Source organism: Allobosea sp. CRIB-10 (genome assembly GCF_900112185.1).
In the GTDB taxonomy this organism is placed as follows: Bacteria; Pseudomonadota; Alphaproteobacteria; order Rhizobiales; family Beijerinckiaceae; genus Allobosea.
Genome location: NZ_FOKP01000022.1, coordinates 86,201 through 110,817, shown reverse-complemented (window position 1 = coordinate 110,817; position 24,617 = coordinate 86,201). Strand labels below are relative to the sequence as shown.

25 protein-coding genes and 1 other RNA gene are annotated in these 24,617 nt (G+C 67.2%); 17 read left to right on the top strand and 9 right to left on the bottom strand.

The window, feature by feature from the left end:
• Positions 1–57: 57 nt before the first annotated feature.
• Positions 58–1,815 carry an ankyrin repeat domain-containing protein gene (locus BMZ69_RS23420; protein WP_092161338.1) on the bottom strand — a complete coding sequence of 586 codons (1,758 nt, stop codon included), beginning with the start codon at positions 1,813–1,815 and terminating at the stop codon, positions 58–60.
• A 299-nt stretch (positions 1,816–2,114) separates the two neighbouring features.
• Here BMZ69_RS23420 and BMZ69_RS23415 point away from each other — a divergent pair, with 299 nt between their 5' ends.
• The gene (locus BMZ69_RS23415) at positions 2,115–3,179 is read left to right on the top strand and encodes a D-alanine--D-alanine ligase family protein (protein ID WP_092161337.1); all 1,065 of its coding nucleotides are present in this window, start codon (positions 2,115–2,117) and stop codon (positions 3,177–3,179) included.
• 134 nt (positions 3,180–3,313) lie between these two features.
• Here BMZ69_RS23415 and BMZ69_RS23410 read toward each other — a convergent pair whose 3' ends face one another.
• Positions 3,314–4,285, bottom strand: coding sequence for a carbon-nitrogen hydrolase family protein (locus BMZ69_RS23410; protein ID WP_092161335.1), 972 nt, complete (start codon positions 4,283–4,285; stop codon positions 3,314–3,316).
• Between the two features lie 116 nt (positions 4,286–4,401).
• Between BMZ69_RS23410 and BMZ69_RS23405 the strand changes: the two genes are divergently transcribed.
• From BMZ69_RS23405 to BMZ69_RS23360, 11 genes are all read left to right on the top strand, one after another.
• Positions 4,402–5,256: a LysR substrate-binding domain-containing protein gene (locus BMZ69_RS23405; RefSeq protein ID WP_092161334.1), complete on the top strand. Its 855-nt coding sequence runs from the start codon at positions 4,402–4,404 to the stop codon at positions 5,254–5,256.
• A 73-nt stretch (positions 5,257–5,329) separates the two neighbouring features.
• Positions 5,330–5,485, top strand: a non-coding RNA gene (ssrS, locus tag BMZ69_RS23400) — 6S RNA.
• Between the two features lie 4 nt (positions 5,486–5,489).
• The gene (locus BMZ69_RS23395; protein ID WP_092161333.1) at positions 5,490–6,065 is read left to right on the top strand and encodes a 5-formyltetrahydrofolate cyclo-ligase; all 576 of its coding nucleotides are present in this window, start codon (positions 5,490–5,492) and stop codon (positions 6,063–6,065) included.
• Positions 6,066–6,244: 179 nt separating this feature from the next.
• Positions 6,245–7,069: a TIGR00282 family metallophosphoesterase gene (locus BMZ69_RS23390; protein ID WP_092161332.1), complete on the top strand. Its 825-nt coding sequence runs from the start codon at positions 6,245–6,247 to the stop codon at positions 7,067–7,069.
• Positions 7,070–7,077: 8 nt separating this feature from the next.
• Complete coding sequence (locus tag BMZ69_RS23385; protein WP_092161331.1) at positions 7,078–8,232, top strand: benzoate/H(+) symporter BenE family transporter; 1,155 nt, start codon at positions 7,078–7,080, stop codon at positions 8,230–8,232.
• A 2-nt stretch (positions 8,233–8,234) separates the two neighbouring features.
• A complete protein-coding gene (locus BMZ69_RS23380; protein ID WP_092161330.1) occupies positions 8,235–8,882 on the top strand; it encodes a thiamine phosphate synthase in 648 nt (215 codons plus the stop codon).
• 139 nt (positions 8,883–9,021) lie between these two features.
• On the top strand, positions 9,022–9,954 hold the full coding sequence (locus BMZ69_RS23375; protein ID WP_244543498.1) for a tetratricopeptide repeat protein: 933 nt from the start codon (positions 9,022–9,024) through the stop codon (positions 9,952–9,954).
• Positions 9,955–10,042: 88 nt separating this feature from the next.
• Positions 10,043–10,831, top strand: coding sequence for an inositol monophosphatase family protein (locus BMZ69_RS23370; protein ID WP_092161328.1), 789 nt, complete (start codon positions 10,043–10,045; stop codon positions 10,829–10,831).
• A 97-nt stretch (positions 10,832–10,928) separates the two neighbouring features.
• Positions 10,929–11,498 carry a hypothetical protein gene (locus BMZ69_RS31295; protein WP_139219154.1) on the top strand — a complete coding sequence of 190 codons (570 nt, stop codon included), beginning with the start codon at positions 10,929–10,931 and terminating at the stop codon, positions 11,496–11,498.
• 290 nt (positions 11,499–11,788) lie between these two features.
• On the top strand, positions 11,789–12,832 hold the full coding sequence (locus BMZ69_RS23365; protein ID WP_092161327.1) for a hypothetical protein: 1,044 nt from the start codon (positions 11,789–11,791) through the stop codon (positions 12,830–12,832).
• 52 nt (positions 12,833–12,884) lie between these two features.
• Positions 12,885–13,904 (top strand): peptidoglycan -binding protein, encoded by a 1,020-nt coding sequence (locus tag BMZ69_RS23360; RefSeq protein WP_092161325.1) that lies wholly within the window; start codon positions 12,885–12,887, stop codon positions 13,902–13,904.
• Positions 13,905–13,928: 24 nt separating this feature from the next.
• Here the strand turns inward: BMZ69_RS23360 and BMZ69_RS23355 are convergent, their stop codons facing one another.
• Both BMZ69_RS23355 and BMZ69_RS23350 read right to left on the bottom strand, forming a co-directional pair.
• The gene (locus BMZ69_RS23355) at positions 13,929–14,321 is read right to left on the bottom strand and encodes a VOC family protein (protein WP_280142127.1); all 393 of its coding nucleotides are present in this window, start codon (positions 14,319–14,321) and stop codon (positions 13,929–13,931) included.
• Positions 14,281–14,625 (bottom strand): ArsR/SmtB family transcription factor, encoded by a 345-nt coding sequence (locus tag BMZ69_RS23350; protein ID WP_092161362.1) that lies wholly within the window; start codon positions 14,623–14,625, stop codon positions 14,281–14,283. Before BMZ69_RS23350 ends, BMZ69_RS23355 begins: the two co-directional genes overlap by 41 nt.
• A 145-nt stretch (positions 14,626–14,770) precedes the next feature.
• Here BMZ69_RS23350 and BMZ69_RS23345 point away from each other — a divergent pair, with 145 nt between their 5' ends.
• The gene (locus BMZ69_RS23345; protein ID WP_092161324.1) at positions 14,771–15,301 is read left to right on the top strand and encodes a dihydrofolate reductase family protein; all 531 of its coding nucleotides are present in this window, start codon (positions 14,771–14,773) and stop codon (positions 15,299–15,301) included.
• Positions 15,302–15,677: 376 nt separating this feature from the next.
• Here BMZ69_RS23345 and BMZ69_RS23340 read toward each other — a convergent pair whose 3' ends face one another.
• Positions 15,678–17,456 (bottom strand): ABC transporter transmembrane domain-containing protein, encoded by a 1,779-nt coding sequence (locus tag BMZ69_RS23340; RefSeq protein WP_244543497.1) that lies wholly within the window; start codon positions 17,454–17,456, stop codon positions 15,678–15,680.
• A gap of 144 nt (positions 17,457–17,600) precedes the next feature.
• On the opposite strand from BMZ69_RS23340, the gene rpmE reads away from it, so the two are divergent.
• The gene (gene rpmE, locus BMZ69_RS23335; protein WP_066471911.1) at positions 17,601–17,834 is read left to right on the top strand and encodes a 50S ribosomal protein L31; all 234 of its coding nucleotides are present in this window, start codon (positions 17,601–17,603) and stop codon (positions 17,832–17,834) included.
• A 223-nt stretch (positions 17,835–18,057) separates the two neighbouring features.
• On the opposite strand, the gene BMZ69_RS23330 is transcribed toward rpmE, so the two are convergent.
• The 3 genes from BMZ69_RS23330 to BMZ69_RS23320 all read right to left on the bottom strand — a co-directional run bounded on the left by BMZ69_RS23330 (position 18,058) and on the right by BMZ69_RS23320 (position 19,742).
• Positions 18,058–18,585, bottom strand: coding sequence for a protease adaptor protein RcdA (locus BMZ69_RS23330; RefSeq protein ID WP_175506940.1), 528 nt, complete (start codon positions 18,583–18,585; stop codon positions 18,058–18,060).
• A 363-nt stretch (positions 18,586–18,948) separates the two neighbouring features.
• Positions 18,949–19,245, bottom strand: a complete 297-nt coding sequence (locus BMZ69_RS23325) for a hypothetical protein (protein ID WP_092161322.1) — start codon at positions 19,243–19,245, stop codon at positions 18,949–18,951.
• Positions 19,246–19,544: 299 nt separating this feature from the next.
• Positions 19,545–19,742 (bottom strand): DUF1192 domain-containing protein, encoded by a 198-nt coding sequence (locus BMZ69_RS23320; RefSeq protein WP_092161348.1) that lies wholly within the window; start codon positions 19,740–19,742, stop codon positions 19,545–19,547.
• A gap of 78 nt (positions 19,743–19,820) precedes the next feature.
• On the opposite strand from BMZ69_RS23320, the gene BMZ69_RS23315 reads away from it, so the two are divergent.
• The 3 genes from BMZ69_RS23315 to BMZ69_RS23305 all read left to right on the top strand — a co-directional run bounded on the left by BMZ69_RS23315 (position 19,821) and on the right by BMZ69_RS23305 (position 22,617).
• A complete protein-coding gene (locus BMZ69_RS23315) occupies positions 19,821–20,819 on the top strand; it encodes an NAD(P)H-quinone oxidoreductase (RefSeq protein WP_092161305.1) in 999 nt (332 codons plus the stop codon).
• Between the two features lie 140 nt (positions 20,820–20,959).
• Positions 20,960–21,694 (top strand): DUF1013 domain-containing protein, encoded by a 735-nt coding sequence (locus tag BMZ69_RS23310; RefSeq protein WP_092161303.1) that lies wholly within the window; start codon positions 20,960–20,962, stop codon positions 21,692–21,694.
• Positions 21,695–21,732: 38 nt separating this feature from the next.
• The gene (locus BMZ69_RS23305; protein WP_092161300.1) at positions 21,733–22,617 is read left to right on the top strand and encodes an MBL fold metallo-hydrolase; all 885 of its coding nucleotides are present in this window, start codon (positions 21,733–21,735) and stop codon (positions 22,615–22,617) included.
• Between the two features lies 1 nt (position 22,618).
• Here the strand turns inward: BMZ69_RS23305 and BMZ69_RS23300 are convergent, their stop codons facing one another.
• Positions 22,619–24,535, bottom strand: a complete 1,917-nt coding sequence (locus BMZ69_RS23300) for a propionyl-CoA synthetase (protein WP_092161298.1) — start codon at positions 24,533–24,535, stop codon at positions 22,619–22,621.
• Positions 24,536–24,617 lie beyond the last annotated feature (82 nt).

Sequence of the window (24,617 nt, the reverse complement as noted above, 5' to 3'; positions counted from 1 at the left end):
GACATCTGATCCGACATGCCGATCATCCCGCTCCGATCAGGCCAACTGAATCAGCAATCAAACCTCAAAGCCAGAACCCTTTCGCAGAGAAATCCGCAAGGGGAGAAGGGACGCTTCCAGCAGCGCCGCGGCATCCAGCAGCCCCCGCTTGCGCGCAACCTGCACCGGCGTCAGTCCTTCGGCGCTGCGCTTGGCCGGATCAGCCCCTGCCGTCAGCAGGACCTCGACGAGATCGCAGGCGCTGGTGTCGTCGTCGGGGAGGCAGAACAGCGGCGCCTCGCCGGAGCGGGCCGGCGCATTGGCCAGCGCTGCATCCTCCGCGAAGAGCGCTTCCAGCCGCTCGATCTCGGCGGCCTGGCACAGGGCTTCGATGTCACGACTGCGCGAGGCCAGGTAGATCTGCGCGGCATTGGCGCCCTGATGCCGCGCCCAGCCGAGCGGGGTCGAGCCATAGCGGCGCTCGATCGGGTCGATCTCTGCGCCCGCCTCGACCAGGAGCGCGACCATCTCGATCGCATCGCTGCCTGCCGCCTCGTGCAAAGCGCGAACGCCGTCGCGGGTCTCAGCATCCAACGAGACACCGAGCCTGAGCGCGAGTGCCGCAATCTCCGGCTTGCCCTGCCGGATTGCGACGAAGAGCGGCGCCGGATCGCGCAGGAACTCGGGATTGCCGTCGAGCAAACGGCGCGCCTCGGCCTCGTCACCTCGCGCGACTGCTGCAGTGAAAGCCTCCTGCCGGCTGAGCTCGACCGGGCTCGCGCCATTGTCGAGGAGCAGGCGGACCAAATCGCTGCGGCCGTCGAGCATGGCCTGCCTGACCAGGCTCTGCTTCGAATAGGCGTTGAGCGCCTGTGCGTTGGCGCCATGAGCGAGCAGCCAGGCCGCCCGCTTCGGCTGGCGCGGCACGGCATTGCCGAGCAGATAGTCGAGCGGCGGCGCCGGCAGTTCCCGTACAGGCTCGCGCCAACGCCTGCTCTGCCCGCGCTTCTCCGTCTCGCTAAAGAGCAGATCGAGCCAGGTGACGTCGTCGGCGCCGAGCGAGGTGTTGTAGAGCGCCTGGCCGTTGAGCGGATCAGCGCCGCGGGCGATCAAGAGCCGCGCCAGCGCTTCGGCCTGCGGATGCGGCGGCTGGCTGCTTTCGCCGCCGCCGATGACGCCCGTCAACGGCGTGAAGTGATTGCTGCCGTCGCTGAAGAGCGCATTCGGATCGGCGCCATGGTCGAGCAGGAGCCGCGCGATCGCGATAGCGTTGCGTGACAGGGCCTCGTTCGGCAATCGGGTGAAGGCGAGCCGGACGAGGGGCGTCCAGCCGTCGAACTCGCTCGGCTTGTTTGCGAGTGCTGCATCCCGGCGCAGGAACGCATTGACAGCATCGAGATCATGCGCGGCGACGGCGCTGTGGATGCTGTCGCGAGCAATCTCGGGGTGGCGGTCGAGCAGGCGCTGAGCCAGCGCGCCGCGCGCCGGCCGGTCGGCCTCGTACTCGCCCCAGCTCCGCGTGCCCGGCCTGACGCCATAGCGCAGCGCCGATTTCTCCAGGAACAACGCGACGAGCGCGGCATGGCCACGCGCCGCGGCCTCGCGCGTGGCGAGTTCCTGCTTCAGGGCCGCCCAGTTGGCGAGCCCGTAATCGCGGGCGAGGGCGTGCTGGACCTCGCGCAGCTTCGGCGCGCCGGCATGGCCGGGCATCAGCTTGCGGAAGCGGGCAAGGGCCTCGGGGTCGCCGGCCTCGATCTCCTTCAGCCAACGCTTGGCCTGGCGGCGGATCGTTTCGAGATTGGAGCGAGGCGTGAGGTCGCGGGTGGGATCAGACATGGGTCTTCCTTCCGAGGAAAGCCTGATGTCCGCTCGACAGGCCGGAAGAAAGCGATGATGCGATGTCGTCGCTCAGATATGGGTGGGAGCAGGCTCCCTTGCCGCGGACTGGTGGCGCCCCATGCGCTCTAATGGCGATGAAAAGCGCATGGCGGCGGCGAAGTCAATCGCTGCCCCAGGCCCTGAGCCGATCGCGTTCAGGTCCAAACGGAAGGCGGATCGTCGCTCCGCCTTTGCAATTCCTCAATCATGCCCGACTGACGCTTTGCAGGCGAAGCGAATCGATGAGGGCAGCGGCGATGGGCGACAGGGTTCGGGTGGCGATTCTCCTCGGCGGCAAGTCCTCGGAGCACGAGGTTTCGCTGATGTCCGCCGCCAATGTGGTCAAGGCGATCGACAAGGCGAGATACGACGTCGTGCCGATCCTGATCACCAAGGCCGGCGCGTGGCGCGAGCTCGAACTGCAGAACGGCGTCCTGCCCGACCCGATCCCACAGGACGGCGCCGAGCTCTGCCTGCTGCCTGGCGGAAAGGGGTGTCTTTTGCGCCTGCAGGACGGCGCCGCGCCGCAGGCGCTGCCGAAGATCGACGTGCTCTTCCCGGTGCTGCATGGGCTCGATGGCGAAGACGGCTCGGTCCAGGGGCTGGCCCAGGTCGCCGGCATTCCGCTGGCGGGCTGCGGCATCGTCGGCTCGGCCAATGCGCTCGACAAGGACATCGCCAAGCGGCTGCTGCGCGAGGCTGGCCTCGGCGTCGCCCGCTCGCTCACCGTCCGGAGCGGCGAGACGCTGAGCTTCGAAGAGGCCAGCGCCGCGCTCGGCCTGCCGCTCTTCGTCAAGCCGGCGCGGCAGGGTTCGTCGGTCGGCGTCAGCAAGGCGACCGATGCCGGGAGCTTTGCAGCGGCCCTCGCCGAGGCGTTCCGGCACGACCGCGTCGTCCTGGTCGAGGAATTCATCGAAGGCCGCGAGATCGAGCTCAGCGTGCTGGAGCAGGCCGATGGCGAGACGATCGTCTCGCTGCCCGGCGAAATCGTCGCCGCCGCGAGCCATGGCTTCTACACCTATGAGGCCAAATATCTCGACGAGGACGGCGCCCGCGTCGAGGTGCCGGCCGAGTTGCCCGAGGAGACGATCGCCAAGCTGCAGGTGCTGGCGAAGCGCGCCTTCCATGCGCTCGGCTGCGACGGCATGGCCCGCGTCGACTTCTTCCTGCGGCCGGACGGCAGCGCGCTGGTCAACGAGATCAACACCATCCCCGGCTTCACCGACATCAGCATGTTCCCGAAGGCACTCGCCGCCAGCGGCATCGCCTATCCCGACCTGATCGACCGGGTGATCCGGCACGGGATGGCGCGGGGCGCGTGAGGCGGACTGGCGGCTGGCGCTAGAGCGTTTTCGAGCGAAGTGGACACCGGCTCGCGTGAAGAAAATGCGATAAAACAAAGACATGGAGTAGTTCCGCGATTCGGAAAATCGCGGAACTACTCTGGGACCCTGCGCTACGCCGTGGGCTGCGCCGGCGCGGGTGAAAAACTCAGCCCGCATGGTGTCGCGCGGTCGATCACCAGCCGCAGCAGATCGGGCCGCGAATAGTGTCCGGCGGCGTCGACGGCCGATTTGGCCGCCAGTACGGCCTCCATGCTGCCTTCCGCGAGCAGAATCGTCTCGCCTCGCGCCGGCCCGGCGATGACCTCGCCGCGCGGGTCGATGATGTAGCTCTCGCCGGTATGCTCATAGGTCGACAGTTCGCGATACCGGTCCGGCACGTGCTCGGTCAGCCTGATCCCGGCTGCTGCGATCACATAACAGGCAGCTTGCGACGCAAAGGCCCGTGACAACAGGAGCTGCCGCGGCCAGACGCTGTCGGGATGGGCCGGCGCCGGATCGACCTCTCGCCCGGGCCAGGCGGCGACATGCACCTGTGTTCCCTGTGCGGCGAGCGCGTAGGTCGGCAGGATGATGTTGTGCTCCCAGCAGTTCAGGCCGCTGATCCGGGCATAGGGCCGCTGATAGGCTCGCAGGCCGTGAGCATCGCCGTCGCCCCAGACGGCCCGCTCGACATGCGTCGGTTTGAGCTTGCGGTGCCGACCAAGAATCGCGCCGTCCCGGCCAATGAAGAGAAGCGTGCAATAGACGGTGCCGAGCGTCGCGGTATCGCGCTCGACGACCCCAATTACAACGTCGACCCTGCCCTTCTTCGCGGCGGTGCACAGCTTGTCCGTGGTCGGGCTCGGCACCTCGACGGCGCTGGCATGGTATTCCGCCATGGCCTGCCAGCTCAGCGGCTGGAACGTGGCGTCGACGAAGAACGGGTAGCCGGGAAGCCAGCTCTCGCCGAATGCAACGATCGTCGCACCGGCGGCTGCGGCCTCGCCGATCAGCCGGCATGCCTTGCGGGTGGCTCCGTCACGATCGAACAGCACGTGAGCGGCCTGGACCGCGGCGAGCGTGAAGCGTCCTTCGACCGGCATTGCCTTCATCCCGACAGCGGCATCTGCGCCATGGGCGGCATCATGGAAACATGCTTTGCATAAGGAAAGCTTGGAATTATTATGCAGGACATAAATGATTTTTATTCAGGCATCGCATGCCGCGAAACCTCGACATCGCGCTCCTGCGGACCTTCGACGCCATCGTCGATGCGGGCAGCATCACCGGCGCAGCGCGCCTCCTGCACCTGACGCAGGCTGCGGCGAGTCTGCAGTTGAAGCGGCTCGAAAGCGTGTTCCGCTGCCAGCTGATCGGACGCGACCGCCGGCCGCTGCGCCTGACGCCGCAGGGCGAAAGATTGCTGGCACAGGCGAGAAGGCTGCTGCGCAGCAATGACGACGTCTGGGCAGTGATGAACGCGCCGGAATTCGCAGGAGACGTCCGGTTCGGCATGCCTTCGGATCTTGTGCGCCCCTATGGCACGCCAGTTCTGCGTCGCTTCGGCCGAGCCCATCCACGCGTGCGGGTCTCGATCGTCTGCGACACGACCGGCCGCCTACTCGACATGCTCGATCGCGGCGAGATCGATCTGACCATGGCCGTCCAGACCGACTGCGCTCAGCATGGCGAGACCTTGCGGACCGATCCACTCGTTTGGGCCGGCTCGCGGGATGGCGATGCCTTCCGGCGTGATCCTTTGCCGATTGCGACGGGCGACGACACCTGCCCGCACCGTCCCGTGGCCCTCAAGGCGTTGGCCGAGGCCGGCCGCGACTGGCGTTTTATCTGCGAAGTCAGCAGCTTCGAGCCGATCTGTGCCACGGTCGAAGCCGACATGGCGGTCTCGCCCATGCTGGCCTCCACTGTGCCGGACAGCCTGCGCATTCTCGACGATGCCAGCGGCCTGCCGCGCCTCAGCGCTTTTTCGATCAATCTGTATTGCCGCAGATCGGCCATGTCCGAAGTTGCCGAGGAGCTGGCCCGTCATGTTCGCGCACAGCTTTCGGCATGATCGGCGCCGGCGCCGATCATGCCGCGCTTGAAGGCCACTGGCACTTTGCCGGCGCGTATCCTACATTGCTGCGGCGGGGCTGCCTGGTGCGTGCGAGTCATGTATTCCCGGGCCCATACGACTCCCTAGGGAGCTGTCCCTGACCGGGTCCCTGGACCCGGACACACGGCGCCCACCTACTTTGTAGGTGTCCCGGGATCGAAATCTCCACGGCCGAGGTGGCTCCGCACCCCATGACCGATACCGTCTCCCTCGTCCCCTCTCCGCGCAAGGCGGCGCTGCGAGCCGAGGCGCTGGCCCGGCGCGACACCCTCGAACTCGACGACCGCCTGCTCTGGGACGAGGCGATCGTCACCCGTGTCCTGGCGTTGCCGGTCCTCACACAGGGACCGGTCTCGGCCTATTGGCCGATGCGCTCCGAGGCCGATCCGCGCCCGGTCCTGGAAGCCCTTCACGAGCGCGGCCTGCCGCTCTGCCTGCCGGCCATCGCCGGGAAGCGCATGCATTTCCGGCGCTGGGCGCCCTGGGAGCCGATCGTGCCCGGCGGCTTCGGCACGCTGGTGCCGGCTCCCGAGCAGCCCGAGGTCAGGCCGACGATCCTGATCGTCCCGCTCGCCGCCTTCGACCGGCGCGGCTACCGCATCGGCTATGGCAAGGGCTATTACGACCGCGCCATCACCGAGCTTGAACCGGTCGCCACTGTCGGCATCGCCTATGCGGCGCAGGAGATCGCCGAAGTGCCCGCCGAGGCGCATGACCGCCGCCTGGACTGGGTGGTGACGCAGGACGAGACGATCCGCTGCGGTTGATTTCGCCGCGGCGATCACGTCATTAGCGGGCGCGCCTTTCCTTCAAGACGCAGCAGTCCCGACATGTTTTCTCAGACCGCATAATCGCACCGCGCGGCCTGGGAGCGCCGGGACGGCTGTCTTGCGCGGAGATACGAAATTACGGGCTGCGATGCGCAGCCCAAGCGTTGGATCGTGACATGCGTCTGCTCTTTCTCGGTGACATTGTCGGGCGCGCCGGCCGCCTCGCCGTCCAGGATCGTCTCCCCGCCCTGCGCGAGCGCTGGAAGCTCGACTGCGTCGTGATCAACGGCGAGAACTCGGCAGGCGGCTTCGGCATCACCGAGGCGATCTGTGACGAGACGCTGGCCGCCGGCGCCGATGTCGTCACGCTCGGCAACCATTCCTGGGACCAGCGCGAGGCGATGGTCTTCATCGAGCGCCAGCCGCGCCTGATCCGGCCGGCGAACTATCCGCCCGGCACTCCTGGCCGCGGCGCGACCGTGATCGAGGCCCGCAACGGCGCCCGCGTCCTCGTCGTCAACGTCATGGGCCGGCTGTTCATGGACGCGCTCGACGATCCCTTCGCGGCGCTGGAGCGCGAGCTCGCCGCCTGCCCGCTGGGAGATGCCGCCGACGCCGTCATCGTCGACGTCCACGCCGAGGCGACCAGCGAGAAGCTCGCCATGGCCTATTATCTCGACGGCCGCGCCAGCCTCGTCGTCGGCACCCACACCCATGTCCCGACCTCGGATACGCGCGTGTTGCCGGCCGGCACCGCCTACCAGACCGATGCCGGCATGTGCGGCGACTACGAATCGATCCTCGGCATGCAGAAGGAGGAGGCGATCCGCCGCTTCCTGCAGAAGACGCCGGGCTCGCGGCTGGAGCCGGCTCTCGGCGAGGGCACGCTGTCGGGCGTCGCGGTCGAGACCGACGACCGGACCGGCCTCGCCAAGGCGGTCTGGCCGGTACGCCTCGGTGCGACGCTCGCCGAGACCTGGCCGACCGCCTGGGATCGATAGGGCGGCCGATGTCCCAGCTCTTTTCCGCGCTCGTCGCCGTCTTCGTCGGCTACGCGGCTTCGGTCGCGGTGATCCTCTCGGCCGCGCAGGCGCTCGGCGCGACGCCGGGACAGACCGTCTCCCTGCTCGCGGGGCTCGCCATCGCCACCGGGCTGTCCAGCCTCATCCTGTCCTGGCGGCACCGCATGCCGATGATCTGCGCCTGGTCGACGCCGGGCGCGGCGCTGATCGCGGCCGTCAGCGGCGTCGATATGGCCTCGGCCGTCGGTGCCTTCCTGGCGGCGGCCGCGCTGATCATGGCGACCGCCGCCTTCCGCCCGCTCGGCGCATTGGTCGAATGCATCCCGATGAGCATCGCCTCGGCCATGCTCGCCGGCGTGATCTTCCGTTTCGTCGTCGCCGTCTTCGACGAGATGCGCCTGCAGCCGGCCTTGGTGCTGACGCTGCTCATCGTCTTCCTGCTGGCGCGATTGTGGAATCCCTTCCTCGGCGTCATCGCGGCGCTGGGCGCTGGCCTCGCGCTCGCCTTCGCCACCGGCGCCGCGACGCTGCCGGCCGGGCCCGTTGCGCTGACCCATATCGAGCTGATCGTCCCGCAGCTCGATCTCACCGCGATCATCGGCATCGGCATCCCGCTCTATCTCGTTACCATGGCGGCGCAGAACCTGCCGGGCTTTGCGGTGATGCGCGCCTCCGGCTACCAACCGCCGACGGCGTCCTGCCTGCTCGTCACCGGGTTGATCTCGTTCCTGACCGCGCCGACCGGCGCGCATATGGTCAACATGGCGGCGATCAGCGCCTCGATCTGCACCGGCGCCGACACCCATCCCGATCCGAAAGAGCGCTGGAAGGCAGGGATCTGGTATGGCTTCCTCTGGCTCGCCGTTGCGGCGACCGCCGGCGTGCTGCTGGCGCTGATCCTCGCCATGCCGAAGGCGCTGATCGTCGCGGTCGCCGGCCTCGGCCTCGTCGGCTCGCTGACCGGGGCGCTGGGGCAGGCGATGGGCAGCGACAAGGACCGCTTCGCCGCTGTCGTCACCTTCGCGGTCGCAGCCTCCAGCCTGTCGCTGTTCGGGGTCGGCTCCGCCTTCTGGAGCCTTGTCGCCGGGCTCATGGTCTTGACATTGGACCACGCTGCGGGGCGTTTGCGCAGTCGATCATGAATATGTCCGCGCCCCGCACCCGCCTGATGCTCGTCACGCCGCCGGTCTCCGATGCCGGTGCGCTCTCCTTTCGCCTGATGCAGGCCTTTGCCGGCGGCGACGTCGCCGCCGTGTTGCTGCGGCTCGCGCCCGGCGACGAGCGCAGCCTGACCGAGCGCGTGAAAGCCCTGGCTCCGCCGGTGCAGGCGCAGAACGTCGCGCTGCTGGTCGAGGCTTCGGCCCAGGTCGCCAGCCGCGGCGGCGCCGACGGCGTCCACCTGACACGCGGCGTCGAGGGAATCGCCGAGGCGCGCTCCAGCCTGAAGCAGGAGCGCATCATCGGGGCAGGGGGCCTGCGCTCGCGCCATGACGCCATGGATGTCGGCGAGGCCGGTGTCGACTACGTCATGTTCGGCGAGCCGCGGCCTGACGGTTCCTTGCCGCCGCTGCCGGCGGTGATCGAGCGAGCCTCGTGGTGGGCCGAGATCTTCGAGACGCCCTGCATCGCCTACTGCCCGGATGCGGAGTCGGTTCCGGCCCTGATCGAGACCGGGGCCGAGTTCGTCGCGCTCGGCGAGTGGGTCTTTGCCGACGGCGTCGACATCCGCGCCGCCGTGACTGCGGCCGATGCCGCGATCACGGCCCAGCACGCCCGCAGGACGGCGCGATGAGGCTCGACCTGCTCTCTCCCCCCTTGTGGGGGAGAGCTGGAGAGGGGGGTAGACAGCCGTGAGGCCGATCGCAGGCGATTCAGCGCTCGCCCAGTCCTCCCCCCAACCCTCCCCCACAAGGGGGGAGGGTTCCCGCGCCTTGCGACATTGGCCGGCGATGGTCCTCGTCGCGCTGATGCCTTCCTTCGCCCTGCCCGCCGCCGCGGCGGAGCCTGACCTCGCCTATGGCGCCTATCAGGCGGGGCATTATCGCCGCGCCCAGTCGGAAGCGCTGCAGCGGCTCGAGGCCGATCCGAAGGACGCCGCCGCAATGACGCTGCTCGGCGAGATCTATCGGCAGGGGCTCGGGGTCCGCATCGACCCGAAGGCGGCGGTCGACTGGTACCGCCTGGCAGCCGACAAGGGCGACATCAACGCGATCTTCGCCCTCGGCATGGCGATGCTGGAAGGCCGCGGCGTTCCGCGCGATGCGAAGGCGGGCGGCGCCCTGCTGGAGAGGGCGGCGGCGGCTGGCCATCCCGCCGCCAACTACAACCTCGCCATCACCTTGCTCGCGACAGGGCGGCCGCAGGACGACCAGCGCGCGATCGGCTGCCTCAGGATCGCCGCGTCCGCCGGTCTCGGCGATGCCCAGCATGCACTCGCCGTGCTCTACAAGATGGGCCGCGGCCTGCCGCAGGATGACGGCATGGCCGCCGAATGGATGGGCAAGGCGGCTGCCAACGGGCTGATCGCCGGCGAGGTCGAATACGCGATCATGCTGTTCAACGGCGACGGCGTCGCCAAGGACGAGCGGGCGGCCGCCAGGCTCTTCATCCGCGCCGCCAACAAGGGCAACGCCATCGCCCAGAACCGGCTGGCCAAGCTCTACCAGTTCGGCCGCGCCGTTCCGCCCGACCTGTCGGAGGCGGCCGCCTGGCACCTCGCCGCACGTGCGCAGGGCCTCGCCGACGCCACGCTCGACCAGGTCGTGGAGCGGCTTTCGCCCGAGCAGCGCGCCCGCGCGGCACGCCTCGCCGCCGACCGGATCGAAGCCACGGCCTTGACGACGCCGAGCCAACCGAGCAAGTGACGGCCGAACCGGTGGCCGCACGGACCACCGCCGCTCTTTGATAGTCCGCTCCGTTCTGCCGCGCGCCACCGCGCACCGAGGTTTTGACATGATCCGCTCCCCCCTGATGACCGTGATGACCGATGCCGTGATGAAGGCTTCGCGTTCGCTGAAGCGCGATTTCGGCGAGGTCGAGAACCTGCAGGTCCTCGCCAAGGGCCCGGGCGACTTCGTCTCCAAGGCCGACCACAAGGCCGAGGAGATCCTGCGCGCTTCGCTGGAGAAGGCGCGCCCAGGCTACGGCTTCGTCATGGAGGAAAGCGGCGTCGTCCAGGGCACCGACGAGAGCAATCGCTGGCATATCGACCCGCTCGACGGCACCCACAACTTCCTGCGCGGCATCCCGCACTGGAACATCTCCGTGGCGCTGGAGCGCGACAACCAGTTCATCGCCGGCGTGATCTACGACGCCGCCAAGGATGAGCTCTTCATCGCCGAGAAGGGCAAGGGCGCCTATGTCAACAACCGCCGCCTGCGCGTCTCCGGCCGGCGCGAATCGTCGGACATGCTGATCGGCATGGGCGTGCCGCATATCGGCAAGGGCGGCCACCCGCTCTTCCTCAAGGAGCTCGGCGCGGTGATGAGCCGCTTCGCCAATGTCCGCCGCATGGGTTCGGCCGCGCTCGACATCGCCTATGTCGCCGCCGGCCGCATGGACGCCTATTGGGAACGTGGCCTCAACACCTGGGATTTCGGCGCCGGCGCGGTGATGGTGCGTGAGGCGGGCGGCACCTTCGGCACGCTCGACGGCAAGCAGCCGACCTCGGCCAAGGACGTGATCTGCGGCAACGAAGCTGGCGAGCCGGCGTTGCGCGCGGCATTGAAGGCTGTGCTTTAAGCGGATCGCAACGAGTCTCTGCTCAATCCTGAGTTGCGCAGCCAGCCCGAGGAGAATTTTCCGGGCTGGCCACCTCGGATGATCGGAAGGCCCGTAAATGCTGGAGAAATTGATTGCATTCTACAGCAGAAACAACAAAAATCAGCAGTTTTATGAGTATATAACAATATTCTTTATTGTAAATCAACTTACGATAATAAGCAACCTTGCTGCTATACTTGATACTCATCCAATACCGATTTTTGACATAGCGCTTAATGCGACGCTGCTCGCTTTTGCAGTGCTCCCAATCCTGGCATCACGAAAATTGTGGGAAATCAACAGAGCCGCTCGCTTCTTGTCGTCGGCAGCGCCAGGGCGCGCCCCTAAGCGCGCGCGGACAGATCGCATTGAGAACGCGCTCCTCAAAGAGTTCGAAGCGATCAATGAGATGTCATCACAGAAAGATATGATAACACTCATAAACAGCAAAATTAATATATTAATTCAAAAATACACTGCAATTTCGTTTCTCTATATGGTTCCATTTTTCGTCATATCTTTTATTTGGCTATTAATAATACTTAATTATCACGATTCAGTATTTGAATTGATTCAGAAAGAACCATCCGCGAGTGGCAGAGAAGGGTCAAGCTGTCCGAAATCCACAGCTCGAAAACAAATTTAATGACGAATTTGCTCTGGGCTACTGTTGCGCTACAGATCGCGTCAGGACTTGCGGTAAAAGCAGCCTATAGCGACCTGCGCAACGCCGTCGAGGGGTGGCTGACGAGCGAACCGATCGAGAGCGGATCCGAAGCTATCTCGTCCTCGGCATCGCCCTGACTCACCCTCGCCTGACGGCGAATTGTCATCGCCTTGAGGAACTTGATCTGCAAAAGCCGCTTTCCTGCTTGATCCCGGCGTGGCGGGAGGCGACAGTCGCCCCCGCGACGAAACCGGATCGGATGAGCAGGCATGGCCAATGACGAGGCGGCCCCGGAGGTCCCGCCGCTGGAGCCCCCAGCGACGGCGCCCAGTCGGCCGCAGACGTTCCGCTTCTCCCGCCCGCTGCGCTATGTCCTCCGCGCGCTGGTCTTCCTCGCGCTGATCGGCTTCCTGATCTTCATCCTGCAGGACGGTCTGCGCACCGCCTTCATGACTAATCCTGGCCTCAACGGCCTGATCGTCGGCGCGCTCGCGGTCGGCGTGCTCCTGTCGCTGCGCGAGCTCTGGCGCGTCGACAGCGAGGCGCGCGCCGCGACCCGCCTCGCCGCCGACCCCGCCGGCGCGACGCTGCGGCGGGCACAGGTGATCAGCCCGCTCGCCCCCGTGTTGCCGGCGCTGGAGCAGCGCAACCTCGCTCCGAGCCAGGCGACGAGCCTGCTCGAATCGGTCGCGGTTCGGCTCGACGACGGCCGCGAGGTGCTGCGCTATCTCGCCGGACTGCTCGTCTTCCTTGGCCTGCTCGGCACCTTCTGGGGCCTGCTCGAGACCGTCTCCTCGGTCGGCAACGTCATCAAGAGCCTGCGCACCGGCGCGGAGGCCGGCGTGCTCTTCGACGAGCTCAAGGCCGGCCTCGCCGCTCCGCTCGCCGGCATGGGCCTGTCCTTCTCGTCCTCGCTGTTCGGCATCGCCGGCTCGCTGATCCTCGGCTTCCTCGACCTGCAGGTCGGCCAGAGTCAGCGCCGCTTCCGCAACGAGGTCGAGGGCTATCTTGGCACCGCCACCGCGCATTCCGCGACGCTCCCCTTGGCTATACCGCTTACGGGGCCGGCTCCGGCGGGCGATGTCGTGGTCGAGCGCCTCGACAAGCTCCAGGCCGCGATGCAGGACGGCTCCAACAACCGCGCGGCGACGCAGGCGCTGGCCAATCTGGCCGAGGGCATCCAGGGCCTCGTGCAGCACATGCGCTCCGAGCAGCAACTGATCCGCGACTGGGTCGAGGCGCAGGCGGCGCGCGAAAAGGATCTGAAGCGCCTGATCGAGCGCCTCGCCGCCGAGCGGGTGAGCGAGTCATGAGCCTGCCATGGTGCTGCGGCATCGCAGGCGCTGATCGCTGGAAAGGCTGAGCATGGCCCTGTCGCGCTCGCATCGCCGGGAAGAGGTCAATTTCTGGCCGGGCTTCGTCGACGCGCTCTCGACGATGCTGATCGGCATCGTCTTCCTGCTCTCGGTCTTCGTCCTCGGCCAGTTCTTCCTGTCGCAGGAGATCTCCGGCCGCGACACGGTGCTCGATCGGCTCAACCGCCAGATCTCCGAGCTCACAGACCTGCTCGCCCTCGAGCGTGCGACCGGCAAGGAGGCGAAGGATTCGCTCGCCTTGCTGCAGTCTTCGCTCGCCAGCGAGCAGGCCGAGCGCACCCGCGTGCAGGGCCTGCTCGACGGCGCCGCCAGCAACAATGCTGTGGGCCAGTTGGCCGACACACAGAAGGCGCTCGACGCCGAAAAACAGCTCTCCGCCAAGGCGCAAGCCACCGTCGAATTGGTCAACCAGCAGATCGTCGCCATGCGCCGCCAGCTCGCCGCGCTGGAGGAGGCGATCGCCGCCTCCGAGGCCAAGGATAAGGAATCGCAGGCGCGCATCTCCGAACTCGGCTCGCGCCTCAATGTCGCGCTGGCCCAGCGCGTGCAGGAGCTGGCACGCTACCGCTCCGACTTCTTCGGCCGCCTGCGCCAGGTGCTCGGCACTAGGCCCGACATCCGTGTCGTCGGCGACCGCTTCGTTTTCCAGTCCGAGGTGTTCTTCGATGCCGGCCAGGCCGTGCTGAAGCCGGAAGGTCGCGGCGAGCTCGACAAGCTCGGAGCGATCATCGCCGATCTCGCCCGCGAGATGCCGCCGGACCTTCCCTGGATCCTGCGCGTCGATGGCCACACCGACAACCGGCCGATCCGTTCGCCGCAATTCCCGTCGAACTGGAGCCTGTCGACGGCGCGCGCCGTCGCCGTGGTCGAGTACCTGGTCAGCAAGGGGATTCCCGCCGACCGCATCGCAGCGACCGGCTTCGGCGAGTTCCAGCCCCTCGACGTCGCCAACAATGACGACGCCTGGCGCCGCAACCGCCGCATCGAGTTCAAGATCACCGAGCGGTGAGAGAACTTTTCCTGGCGGCGCGCCTCAATGCCGCTGGGCGATCTGGATCAGGTTGCCGCAAGTGTCGTCGAACACCGCTGTCGTGACCGGGCCGAGATGGACCGGCGGCTGGGTGAAGGCGACGCCGAGCGCAGAAAGCCTCTTGTGCTCGGCATGGACATCCTCGACCCCGAAGGAGGTCGCCGGGATGCCGTCGGCGACGAGCGCGGTCTTCCACGGCTTCGCCGCCGGATGCTCGTCCGGCTCGAGCAGCAGCTCGACGCCGTCGGGATCGCCTGCTGAGGTCAGGGTGAGCCAGCGATGCTGGCCCATCGGGATGTCGTGCTTCAGCTCGAAGCCGAGAATGTCGCGGTAGAAGCGCAGCGCCTTCTCCTGGTCATCGACCAGCACGCTCGTCACGACGATCTTGATCGGCATCGCCCGTCTCCTTCTCCGGCGGCTCGGCCAGTGGCCGCATCCAGACATCCCACATCCGGCGCAGCGGCGAGCGTTCCAAGAAATGATGCTTGCTGCGCCAGCGCCATTCGGTTCGCAGCAGGCCGGCCTCCTCCAGCACCTGCAGATGCTTCGACAGCGCCTGCCGCGACAGGCTCGCCCCGTGCCAGCTGACCAGGCGGACATGCAATTCGAACAGCGTCTGGCCGTCACGCTCGGCGAGCTCGTCCAGCATGCGCCGGCGCGTCGGATCAGCCAGCGCCCGGAACAGAAGGTCGAGATCCATGGGACGTTGCTAGCACGTCGGCTCTTGTCATGCAATAATACGGTTGCATGATGAGGGCGTCGGCGTCACTGGCAGCTGATCTTGCCTCCTGTCACATCCGCGGAGCGTTAGCGCTATCCTGACGCTGCACTGGAGATTTTGCAGCATGGCGAAGCTCGTCTTCGGAATGAATCTGTCGCTGGACGGCTATGTCGACCTCCAGGCATCAGAGCCCGATACCGCGCTTTTCCGCCACTGGACTGAGCACGTGCGCTGTTTGGCCGGCAGCGTGTATGGCCGCCGCATGTACGAGACCATGCGCTATTGGGACGAAGACCGCCCCGAATGGACCAAGGAGCAGCGCGAATTCGCGGCGGCCTGGCGGCGCCTGCCAAAATGGGTGGCGTCACGCTCGCTGAAGTCGGTCGGACCGGATGTCGCGCTCGTTGCCGAAGACGTCGAAACCGTAGTCCGTGGCCTGAAAACCCGACTCACTGGGGAGATCAGCGTTTCCGGGCCGGAACTGGCGCAGAGCCTCACCGACGCGGGTCTCATCGACGAGTATCGGCTCTATCTCCACCCGATCGTGCTCGGGCGCGGCATGCCGTTCTTCGCCGGCCCACGTCCGCAGCTCCGCCTCGTCGCCGACGATCGGATCGGCAAGGACGTGATCAGGTTGACCTACGTCCCGGCCTAAAGCCTTGTCAGTCATTGCGAGCGCAGCGAAGCGATCCAGGAGGATTGAGCTGACGCGTACCACCCAGTCCTTCTAGATTGGTTCGTCGCTTTGCTCCTCGTAATGACGGGTTCGTCAGGTTGAAATCTGCTTTAAGCCCTCGTGGATTCCTCTGCGAAACCGGGAGAGGCGCAGAGAACCCCTACCCTTGCGGGGAGGGGCAGGGGTGGGGGGAAAGTCGGAGCGAATTCGCCGCAAACCAGGCCGATCCGCTTCTACAAGTCTCCGCTCGCTCAGTCGCTCGCCCCCCACCCCCCATCCCCTTCCCTCCCCACAGGGGGGAAGGGAGGAGCACATGCGAGCCGCGTTTCGCAGCGGCATCCCCGGGGAGATGAGCCTACGCCGCCTCCAGCCCGAACTGCAGCGCCGCGAGGCGCGCATAGAGCCCGCCCTTGGCGACCAGGGCGGCGTGGGTGCCCTCCTCGACCACCCGGCCGTCCTCCATCACCAGGATGCGGTCGGCGGAGAGAATGGTGGCAAGGCGGTGCGCGACGACCAGCGTGGTCCGCCCCTGCATCAACCGGTCGAGCGCGTCCTGCACGGCGCGCTCGCTCTCCGAATCGAGCGCTGAGGTCGCTTCGTCCAGCAGCAGGATCGGCGCGTCCTTCAGCACGGCCCGGGCGATGGCGAGGCGCTGGCGCTGGCCGCCCGACAAGGTGACGCCGCGCTCGCCGATGATGGTGTCGTAGCCATCGGGCAGAGCCCGGATGAAGCCGTCGGCGGCGGCGAGCTGAGCAGCGTCCTCGATCTGCGCGCGGCTCGCCCCGGGGCGGCCATAGGCGATGTTGTCGGCGACCGAAACGCCGAACACGGTCGGCTCCTGCGGCACCAGCGCGAAGCGGCTGCGCCACTCGGTCGGATCGGCCTCCGGCCCGGCGACGCCGTCGACGACGACACGCCCGGCGAAGGGGTCGTAGAAGCGCAGCGCCAATTGCAGCACCGTGCTCTTGCCGGCGCCTGACGGGCCGACCAGCGCGACCCGCTCGCCCGGTCTGATCGCAAGGTCGAGATCGGCGAGCGCGAGATTGCTTCGCCCGGGATAGCGGAAGGAGACGCCCTCGAAGGCGAGCGCGCCGACCGGCGGTGTCGGCAGCGCCTTCGGATGCGGCGGCGCGGCGATCGCCGGTTTCGTCGCGAGGATCTCACCGAGCCGTCCGGCGGCGCCGGCCGCCGCCGAGATGTCGCCATAGACCTCGGATAGCTGGCCGAGCGAGCTTGCCGCCAGCACCGCGTAGAGCACGAATTGCGACAGGCGTCCGCCGCTCATCCGCCCGGCGAAAACCTCGGTCGCGCCGACCCAGAGCACCAGCACGACGCTGGCCGAGACCAGGAAGATCGCGATGCCGGAGAGCCAGGCGCGCGAGCGCGTCGCATCGCGCGAGGCGTCATAGGCGCCGTCCGAGGCGCCCTGGAAGCGCGCTGCCGTCGCGCGCTCCGCACCGAAGGATTGCATCGTCCGGATCGCGCCGATCGCCTCGGAGGCGAAGGCGGAGGCGTCGGCGAGCCGGTCCTGCGCCGCGCGGGCGCGCTTGCGGACGCTGCGGCCGGAGAAGACCAGCGGCAGCACGACCAGCGGGATCGCGCCGATCACGATCGCCGAGAGCTGCGGGCTGGTCGCGATCATCAGCGCCAGCGCGCCGAGGAACATGATGCCGTTGCGCAGCGCGATCGAGGCGGTCGAGGCGAAGGTCGACTTGATCTGGGTGGTGTCGGCGGTCAGGCGCGAGACCAGGTCCCCGGCCCGGCTGGCATCGAAGAAGGCGGGCTCGAGCTTGGTCAGATGCGCGAAGACGTCGGCCCGCAATTGCGAGACGACGCGCTCGCCGACCGTCATCACCAGGTAGAAGCGGAACGAGCTCGCCAGCGCCAGCACGGCGACGACGCCGATCAGCAGGGCGAAATAGGAGTTGGCCAGCTGCTGCTCGCCGCCGGAGAAGCCGACATCGATGACGCGCCTGACCGCCATCGGCAGCGCCAGCGTCGCGAGCGAAGCAACGATAAGGGCGACGAGCGCGAAGGCGATCCGCTGCTTCTGGGCCATAGCATAGGGCCAGAACGAGCGCAGTGCCGTGAAATCCGGCCGCGCCTTTTGGTCTTCTTTGTTCTCGTTTGCCACGCTCACTCGTCCTGAAAAGCTTGCACCGCCGCCGCGGCTGCGCTATGGGCACCCGACTTCACGACAGGCTCATACGAATTGTTCGAAGAGCCGGCGATGTGCGCCCAGTTCCGGCCACCCGCTTTTCGAATTGAGGATTTCGCCATGAAGACCGGCATTCATCCCGACTACCACACCATCAAGGTCGTCATGACCGATGGCACCGAATACTTCACGCGTTCGACGCTGGGCAAGGAGGGTGACACCCTCAACCTCGACATCGACCCGAAGACCCACCCGGCCTGGACCGGCGGCACCCAGCACATGCTGGACCGCGGCGGCCGCGTCTCGCGCTTCAACTCGCGTTTCGGCGCGCTGGGCGCCCTCGGCAAGAAGTAATTCTTGGGTTTCGCGGCCCTTTCGGGCCTGCGAGCACGACAGAAAAGCCCGGCCTCGCGGCCGGGCTTTTTGCATTGGTGGCGACGATACGCCGCGGTCGGGCTTCTCGTCATTCTCGGGCGAAGCGAAGCGCAGACCCGAGAATCTCATGACGAAGAGGCGCTTTGAGAGCCTCATTCGGCCTGAGATGCTCGCGCCAGGCCCGAGCATCGCGCCAAGTCGATCAGCGCAGCAGGCCGAGCCGGGCCTGCAGGCTCTCGATCTGGCCTCGCACCGGATTCGCCGCGGCGGGCCGGATAGCGCCCGACATCTGCGCGTCGAGATTGCGGATGCGTTCCTGCAGGCGGATCGAGTGGCCGATCAGGTCGCGCAGGCGCTGCGGCAGGCGCGCCGCCTCGACGCTCGTCGGCTGCAGCATCGGCTCGGCGATGCGGACCTTGTTGTGCTCGTTGCGCGCCTGCTCGGCGCTCATCTCGCCCTCGGCGACGGCGCGCTGAACCAGCAGCCAGGAGGCGATCTGCATCAGCCGCGTCGTCAGGCGCATGCTCTCCGTCGCATAGGTCAGCGAGACCTCGCGCGGTAGCGCCGCCGATTCGGCTCGGCCGTCCCCGTCGAGATAGGAAGCGGTCGCCTCGACCAGCCCCATCCCCTCGCGGAACAGCTGCATGAACGCGTCCGACTTGACGAAGCCGCGCGCGAACGAGATCGCGCCGTCCTCGGCCTCGGGCCTCAGCATCGTCAGATCGGTCATCCCATGTCTCCAATCGGTACAGCGGCGTGCGATCGAGAGACGCGACGCCGAACTGGCCGGGACATCGCAAGGATAACGCCATGAGCTTGTCGGCGCCGTGGTAACGTGTCGTTAAGGTTAACGGTGCGATGGTCCGCTCCGGCGACGCCCCGCTCGGGCGGATGAACCGGGCACCAGACCAAAAAAAGAGCCGCCCCGAAGGCGGCTCGAAGGTCAACAGGGAGGCGTCAAACAGAGTGGGCAGGAGCCACTCGACATCCAGACAAACTGGATGATGCGATTCATACTTTGGAATCGTTAAGCGGCCGTTAACGCCGCCCGAAAATGCGACAAATTCGAACGATCCTGACGCAGTCGATTTCGTCAGCGCGTCACCGTCAGCTTCAGGCCGAAGCGCTCGCTGAGGAAACGCTCGCCGAGCGAATAGCGATAGGTGCCGCCGAGGCTGACACTGGGGGCGATCTCGCGCCTGATCTCGATACTGTGGCCGCCGAGCAGGGTGACCGGCGCCTGCATGATCACGACGGTCTGCGGCCAGCGGAACTGGAAGGCGGCGAGCGGCTTGCCGCCGTCCTCGCGCAGCCCGATCCGGGCGGTATCCTCTACGGCGATGGCCGGCGTGACCGCGAGCAAGGCCATGGCGAGCGCGATGAAGCGCATCGTCTTGTCTCCTATCTCAGGAGCAGGCGTGCAGCCGCGGACAGCGTCCCGCTGTCGCTCGGCCTCGTTTCCACCTGCTGTCATTGTCGGAAGCGGCCCCGGCCGAGACGTTGCGTCGGCGCGGGCGGGCGGCATTCGGCCGCCTTCTGTCCACGGCCTCAGGATAGGCGCATCGGCCCGCAATGCGAAGATGAATATCCGTTCATCTACTGGCGCATCTTGTCGCGTGGCGGGAAGGACTCAGTCGTTCCAAAATTGCCGCGGCACCCGCGACACCTGTTGACGGCCGCGATGTCGCCTCAGGCCTTCTTGAAAAAGGCGTCGGCAGCCGAGCGTGAGGCCGACTTCTTCTCACGGGCTTCCTTCAAGCGTTCGATCTCCGCTTCCAGCAGCACGATCCGTTCGCTGAGTTCGGCAACCGAGAGCTGAGACAGATCCTGCCCGATCTCATGGGCCCGCTTCGGTGCCGGGCGGTCGTCGTCGAGAAATCCAGCCATCATAGCCTCGCCTTGCATCCTCCGGACGTGCGAGCTTAATCGCAGCACAACGCCAGCACCACAGGCGAGGAGACGCCCATGACTGCCCTGCCCCAGACCATGACCGCCATCGGCTTCGAGGCCCCCGGCGGCCCGGATGTGCTGAAACCCCAGCAGCGTCCGGTGCCGCAGCCCGGCCCCGGCCAACTCCTGGCCCATGTCGCGGTCGCCGGCGTCAACCGGCCCGACGTCTTGCAGCGCATGGGCGGGTACGCTCCCCCGCCAGGCGCTTCCGACATTCCCGGCCTCGAATTCGCCGGCCGCATCGTCGCGCTTGGCGAGGGCGTCTCGCGCTATGAGGTCGGCGATCAGGTCTGCGCCCTCGTCGCCGGCGGTGGCTATGCGCAATATGCCGTGGTTCATGAAGACAACGCCCTGCCGATCCCGTCCGGACTGTCGCTTGAGGAGGCCGGCGCGCTCCCCGAGACCTTTTTCACCGTCTGGACCAATGTCTTCCAGCGCGGCGGCCTGAAAAAGGGCGAGAGCTTCATGGTGCATGGCGGCACCTCGGGCATCGGCACCACCGCGATCCAGCTCGCCAAGGCTTTTGGCGCGACCGTGCTGGCAACCGCCGGATCAGATGACAAATGCGCCGCCTGCCGCGAGCTCGGCGCCGACCACGCCGTCAACTACCGCACCGAGGATTTCGTCGCCGCGGCCAAGACCGCGACCGGCGGGCGCGGCGTCGACCTGATCCTCGACATGGTCGGCGGCGACTACATCAACCGCAATTACGAGGCCGCTGCCGAGAGCGGCCGCATCGTCCAGATCGCCTTCCTCAACGGCCCGAAGGCCGAGGTCAATTTCAGCCGCCTGATGCTGAAGCGGCTGACCCATACCGGCTCGACCCTGCGCCCGCGCACGATCGCCGAGAAGGCGGGAATCGCACGCGAGCTCGAGGAGAAGGTCTGGCCGCTATTGACCGAGGGGCGCTGCAAGCCGGTGATCCATGCCCGCTTCCCGCTGGCGCAAGCGGCACAAGCGCACGCGCTGATGGAGAGCAACGCCCACATCGGCAAGATCGTGCTGACGATCTGATCCTTCGGATTGATTGGACAGCCTTCCCGGCTTTGCCTATAAGGCGGCCCATCCTGCTCATCGTCGATGATTTGGATGACCGGCCGGGCGGCCGGTCGGCGCCTGAGAGCTATTGCCCGCGACATTCCAGGAGACGGCCCGTGTCACAAACGCCGCTGATGCCCAAGGCCACTGCGGTCTGGCTGGTCGAGAACACCTCGCTGACCTTCGAGCAGATCGCCGAGTTCTGCAAACTGCACCCGCTCGAGGTGCGCGGCATCGCCGATGGCGAGGTTGCGGCCGGCATCAAGGGCCTCGACCCGATCACCTCCGGCCAGCTTACCCGCGAGGAGCTCGAGCGCGCCGCCAAGAACCCGTCGCACCAGCTCAAGCTGGCCGAGCGCAAGGTCAAGGTGCCGGAGATCAAGCGCACCAAGGGCCCGCGCTATACCCCGGTCTCGAAGCGCCAGGACCGCCCGAATGCGATCCTCTGGCTGCTGCGCAACCACCCCGAGCTCAAGGACGCGCAGATCATCCGCCTGATCGGCACGACCAAGACGACGATCGCCCAGATTCGAGACCGCACGCACTGGAACACCCAGCAGCTGCAGCCGATCGACCCGGTCAGCCTCGGCCTGACCTCGCAGATCGACCTCGACTTCGAGGTGGCCCGCGCCGCCAAGGAGCGCCCGGCCATGGTCTTGCAGGATACCGGCTCGACCCTGCTCCCGGCCGAGGAGACCACTGCGCCGGAGCCGGCGCCGTCCTCGCAGCCCTTCGCCGACATGAGCCGGCCCAAGCGGCAGGACGAGGAGAAGATCGACGTCGATTCGGTCTTCGCCAAGCTGAAGCAGCTCAAGCGCCCGGCCGACGAGGACGACGACGGCGGCTACTGAGCCCAACTGGTCGAAAGCATGGCTGGAGGCGAGCGACGATGACAACGGACCTCGCCTTCACCGTCCTGGGCAGCGGCGCGCCGCCCGTCAGCCTGCGCCGCGCCGGCCCCGCCCATCTCGCCGAGGCCGGCGGCAGCAAGCTGCTCATCGATTGCGGTTCCGGCGTCAGCCAGCGCCTCGTCGCCGCCGGCCATGCCGGGGCGCAGATCGACGCGCTCATCGTCACCCATGAGCACTCCGACCATCTGGTCGATTTCTACCAGCTCGTCGTCTCGTCCTGGCATCAGGGCCGCAACCGCCCCTGGCGCGTGCTCGCGCCTGCGCCGGCCCTCGCCAATATGCGCGGCCAATACGAAGCCTTCGCCCGCGAGCGCGCCTTGCGCATCGCCTTCGAGAAGCGCCCGGATGCGACCGGCCTGGAGGTTCTGTTCGAAGAGCTGCGCGAAGGCCCGATCGCCGGGCTCGGCGCTCTCCGCATCGAAGCCTTCCTCGTCGACCACAAGCCGGTCGAGCCCGCCTTCGGGCTCATCCTCTCAGCCAATGGCAGCCGCATCGTCTTCTCGGGCGATACCCGCCTGACGCCCTCGCTCGAACAGGCCGCTCAGGGCTGCGACCTGCTGGTCTGCGAGGTCTTCATCGAAAGCCAGATGCCGGTCACCGCCGGCGTGCGCTCGGCGCAGACGGTCGCCTCGGTCCAGAGCTATCACATGACGCCGGCGGTGGTGGCCGGCCTGACGAGACGCGCTGGCGTCAAGACGCTGGCGCTGACCCATCTCGTCCCGCCGGGAGCCGATACTGCGGCGCTCTTCGCCGAGATCCGGGCTGGCGGCTATGCCGGGCCGCTGATCGTCGGCGAGGACCTGATGCGGCTGGAATTGCCGGCGCGACTATTGCGCTGGAACGGCGCCGCGGTGGGATTCTAAGTCAGCCCAGCCCCCTGCCCTTCAGCGCGGTGCCGATCTCGCCCAGCACGGCCGGGTCCTCGATCGTCGCCGGCATGGCGTAGTCCTCGCCGTCGGCGATCTTCTTCATCGTGGCGCGCAGGATCTTGCCCGAGCGCGTCTTCGGCAGCCGCGCCACAGTGATCGCCAGCTTGAAGGCGGCGACGGGGCCTATTCTGTCGCGCACCAGCCCGACCAGCTCCTTCTCGACCTCGGCCGGCGATTGCGTCACCCCGGCCTTCATCACGACGAAACCGCAGGGCTGCTCGCCCTTGAGCGCGTCCTTGACCCCGACCACGGCGCATTCGGCAACGGCCGGGTGCGAGGCCAGCACCTCCTCCATGCCCCCTGTCGAGAGCCGGTGGCCGGCGACATTGATGATGTCGTCGGTCCGGCCCATGATGAAGACATAGCCGTCCTCGTCGATGAAACCGGCATCCGAGGTGTTGTAGAAGCCGGGATAGGTCTCGAGATAGGCGCTGCGGAAGCGGTCATCGTCGTGCCACAGCGTCGGCAGCGCGCCGGGCGGCAGCGGCAGCTTGGCGACGATCGCGCCCATCGTCCCGGCCGGCACCGGCCTGCCGCCCTCGTCGAGGCACTGGATGTCGTAGCCCGGCAGCGGCACGCTCGGCGAGCCGTGCTTGATCGGCAGCAGGCCGAGGCCCACCGGGTTGCCGACCATGCAGGCGCCGGTCTCGGTCTGCCACCAATGGTCGACCACCGGCACCTTGAGCACGTCCTCGGCCCATTTCAGCGTATCGGGATCGGCCCGCTCGCCGGCGAGGAAGAGCGTGCGGAACTGCGAGAGATCGTAATTCTTGAGATAGGTCGCCTGCGGGTCTTCCTTGCGGATCGCCCGGAAGGCGGTCGGCGCGGTGAACATCGCCACCGCCTTGTGCTCGGCGATCACCCGCCAATAGGCGCCGGGATCGGGCGTGCCGACCGGCTTGCCCTCGTAGAGGATCGAGGTCGCGCCCTGGATCAGCGGGCCGTAGACGATGTAGCTGTGGCCGACAACCCAGCCGACATCGGAGGCGGTGAACATCACCTCGCCGGGCCGGACGTCGTAGAGCTGCGTCATGGTGGCGATCAGCATGACCATGTGCCCGCCATTGTCGCGCACCACGCCCTTGGGCCGCCCCGTCGTGCCGGAGGTGTAGAGCACATAGAGCGGGTCGGTCGCGGCGACCTCGACGCACTCGGCCTTGCGCCGGTTTGCGCGCGCGGCGGCGACGAGCGTGCGCCAGTTCTTGTCGCGGCTGACATGCATGGAGGCATCGACCTGCGGCCGCTGCAGCACGATGCAGGCATCGGGCTTGTGCTTGGCGAGATCGATCGCGGCGTCGAGCAGCGGCTTGTATTCGACCACGCGCGTCGGCTCGATGCCGCAGGTCGCGGTCATGATCAACTTCGGCGTGGCGTCGTCGATCCGGGTCGCCAGTTCCTTAGCCGCAAAGCCGCCGAACACCACCGAATGCACCGCGCCGATCCGCGCGCAGGCCAGCATCGCGAAGGCGGCTTCCGGGATCATCGGCATGTAGAGGATGACGCGGTCGCCCTTGCCGACGCCCTGGTCCTGCAGCACGGCCGCGAGGGTCGAAACCTCGTCGAGCATCTGCGCATAGGTGAAGCTCGCCTTGGTGCCGGTGACCGGGCTGTCATAGATCAGGGCCGTCTGCTCGGCCCTTCCGTCGCGGACATGCCGATCGAGCGCGTTGAAGCAGGTATTGCAGCTCGCATCCGGAAACCAGCGGCCATAGATGCCGGCCTCCGCATCGAAGATCTGCTGCGGCGGCTTGATCCACTCGATCCCCTTGGCGATCTCGGCCCAGTAAGCTTCAGGATCCCGCTGCCAGGCGGCATAGGTCTCAGCATAGCGGCTTGCATGGCTGGCAGTCATGAAAAGCGTTCCTCTTCGCCTGGTATTGGGCCTAGAGCTGAACTCAGGGCTGGCCGTCTGCGGGCCGGATTTGGCGCGGGAT

What these genes read in the sequence shown, in the direction of transcription:
- BMZ69_RS23420 (WP_092161338.1), bottom strand. Translation starts at nt 1,815, where the DNA reads ATGTCTGATCCCACCCGCGACCTCACGCCTCGCTCCAATCTCGAAACG.
- rpmE (WP_066471911.1), top strand. Translation starts at nt 17,601, where the DNA reads ATGAAGACCGGCATTCATCCCGACTACCACACCATCAAGGTCGTCATG.
- BMZ69_RS23330 (WP_175506940.1), bottom strand. Translation starts at nt 18,585, where the DNA reads ATGACCGATCTGACGATGCTGAGGCCCGAGGCCGAGGACGGCGCGATC.
- BMZ69_RS23365 (WP_092161327.1), top strand. Translation starts at nt 11,789, where the DNA reads ATGGCCAATGACGAGGCGGCCCCGGAGGTCCCGCCGCTGGAGCCCCCA.
- BMZ69_RS23395 (WP_092161333.1), top strand. Translation starts at nt 5,490, where the DNA reads ATGACCGATACCGTCTCCCTCGTCCCCTCTCCGCGCAAGGCGGCGCTG.
- BMZ69_RS23345 (WP_092161324.1), top strand. Translation starts at nt 14,771, where the DNA reads ATGGCGAAGCTCGTCTTCGGAATGAATCTGTCGCTGGACGGCTATGTC.
- BMZ69_RS23415 (WP_092161337.1), top strand. Translation starts at nt 2,115, where the DNA reads ATGGGCGACAGGGTTCGGGTGGCGATTCTCCTCGGCGGCAAGTCCTCG.
- BMZ69_RS23355 (WP_280142127.1), bottom strand. Translation starts at nt 14,321, where the DNA reads ATGCCGATCAAGATCGTCGTGACGAGCGTGCTGGTCGATGACCAGGAG.
- BMZ69_RS23380 (WP_092161330.1), top strand. Translation starts at nt 8,235, where the DNA reads ATGTCCGCGCCCCGCACCCGCCTGATGCTCGTCACGCCGCCGGTCTCC.
- BMZ69_RS23300 (WP_092161298.1), bottom strand. Translation starts at nt 24,535, where the DNA reads ATGACTGCCAGCCATGCAAGCCGCTATGCTGAGACCTATGCCGCCTGG.
- BMZ69_RS23390 (WP_092161332.1), top strand. Translation starts at nt 6,245, where the DNA reads ATGCGTCTGCTCTTTCTCGGTGACATTGTCGGGCGCGCCGGCCGCCTC.
- BMZ69_RS23350 (WP_092161362.1), bottom strand. Translation starts at nt 14,625, where the DNA reads ATGGATCTCGACCTTCTGTTCCGGGCGCTGGCTGATCCGACGCGCCGG.
- BMZ69_RS23360 (WP_092161325.1), top strand. Translation starts at nt 12,885, where the DNA reads ATGGCCCTGTCGCGCTCGCATCGCCGGGAAGAGGTCAATTTCTGGCCG.
- BMZ69_RS23325 (WP_092161322.1), bottom strand. Translation starts at nt 19,245, where the DNA reads ATGCGCTTCATCGCGCTCGCCATGGCCTTGCTCGCGGTCACGCCGGCC.
- BMZ69_RS23385 (WP_092161331.1), top strand. Translation starts at nt 7,078, where the DNA reads ATGTCCCAGCTCTTTTCCGCGCTCGTCGCCGTCTTCGTCGGCTACGCG.
- BMZ69_RS23370 (WP_092161328.1), top strand. Translation starts at nt 10,043, where the DNA reads ATGATCCGCTCCCCCCTGATGACCGTGATGACCGATGCCGTGATGAAG.
- BMZ69_RS23305 (WP_092161300.1), top strand. Translation starts at nt 21,733, where the DNA reads ATGACAACGGACCTCGCCTTCACCGTCCTGGGCAGCGGCGCGCCGCCC.
- BMZ69_RS23320 (WP_092161348.1), bottom strand. Translation starts at nt 19,742, where the DNA reads ATGGCTGGATTTCTCGACGACGACCGCCCGGCACCGAAGCGGGCCCAT.
- BMZ69_RS23405 (WP_092161334.1), top strand. Translation starts at nt 4,402, where the DNA reads ATGCCGCGAAACCTCGACATCGCGCTCCTGCGGACCTTCGACGCCATC.
- BMZ69_RS31295 (WP_139219154.1), top strand. Translation starts at nt 10,929, where the DNA reads ATGCTGGAGAAATTGATTGCATTCTACAGCAGAAACAACAAAAATCAG.
- BMZ69_RS23315 (WP_092161305.1), top strand. Translation starts at nt 19,821, where the DNA reads ATGACTGCCCTGCCCCAGACCATGACCGCCATCGGCTTCGAGGCCCCC.
- BMZ69_RS23410 (WP_092161335.1), bottom strand. Translation starts at nt 4,285, where the DNA reads ATGCCGGTCGAAGGACGCTTCACGCTCGCCGCGGTCCAGGCCGCTCAC.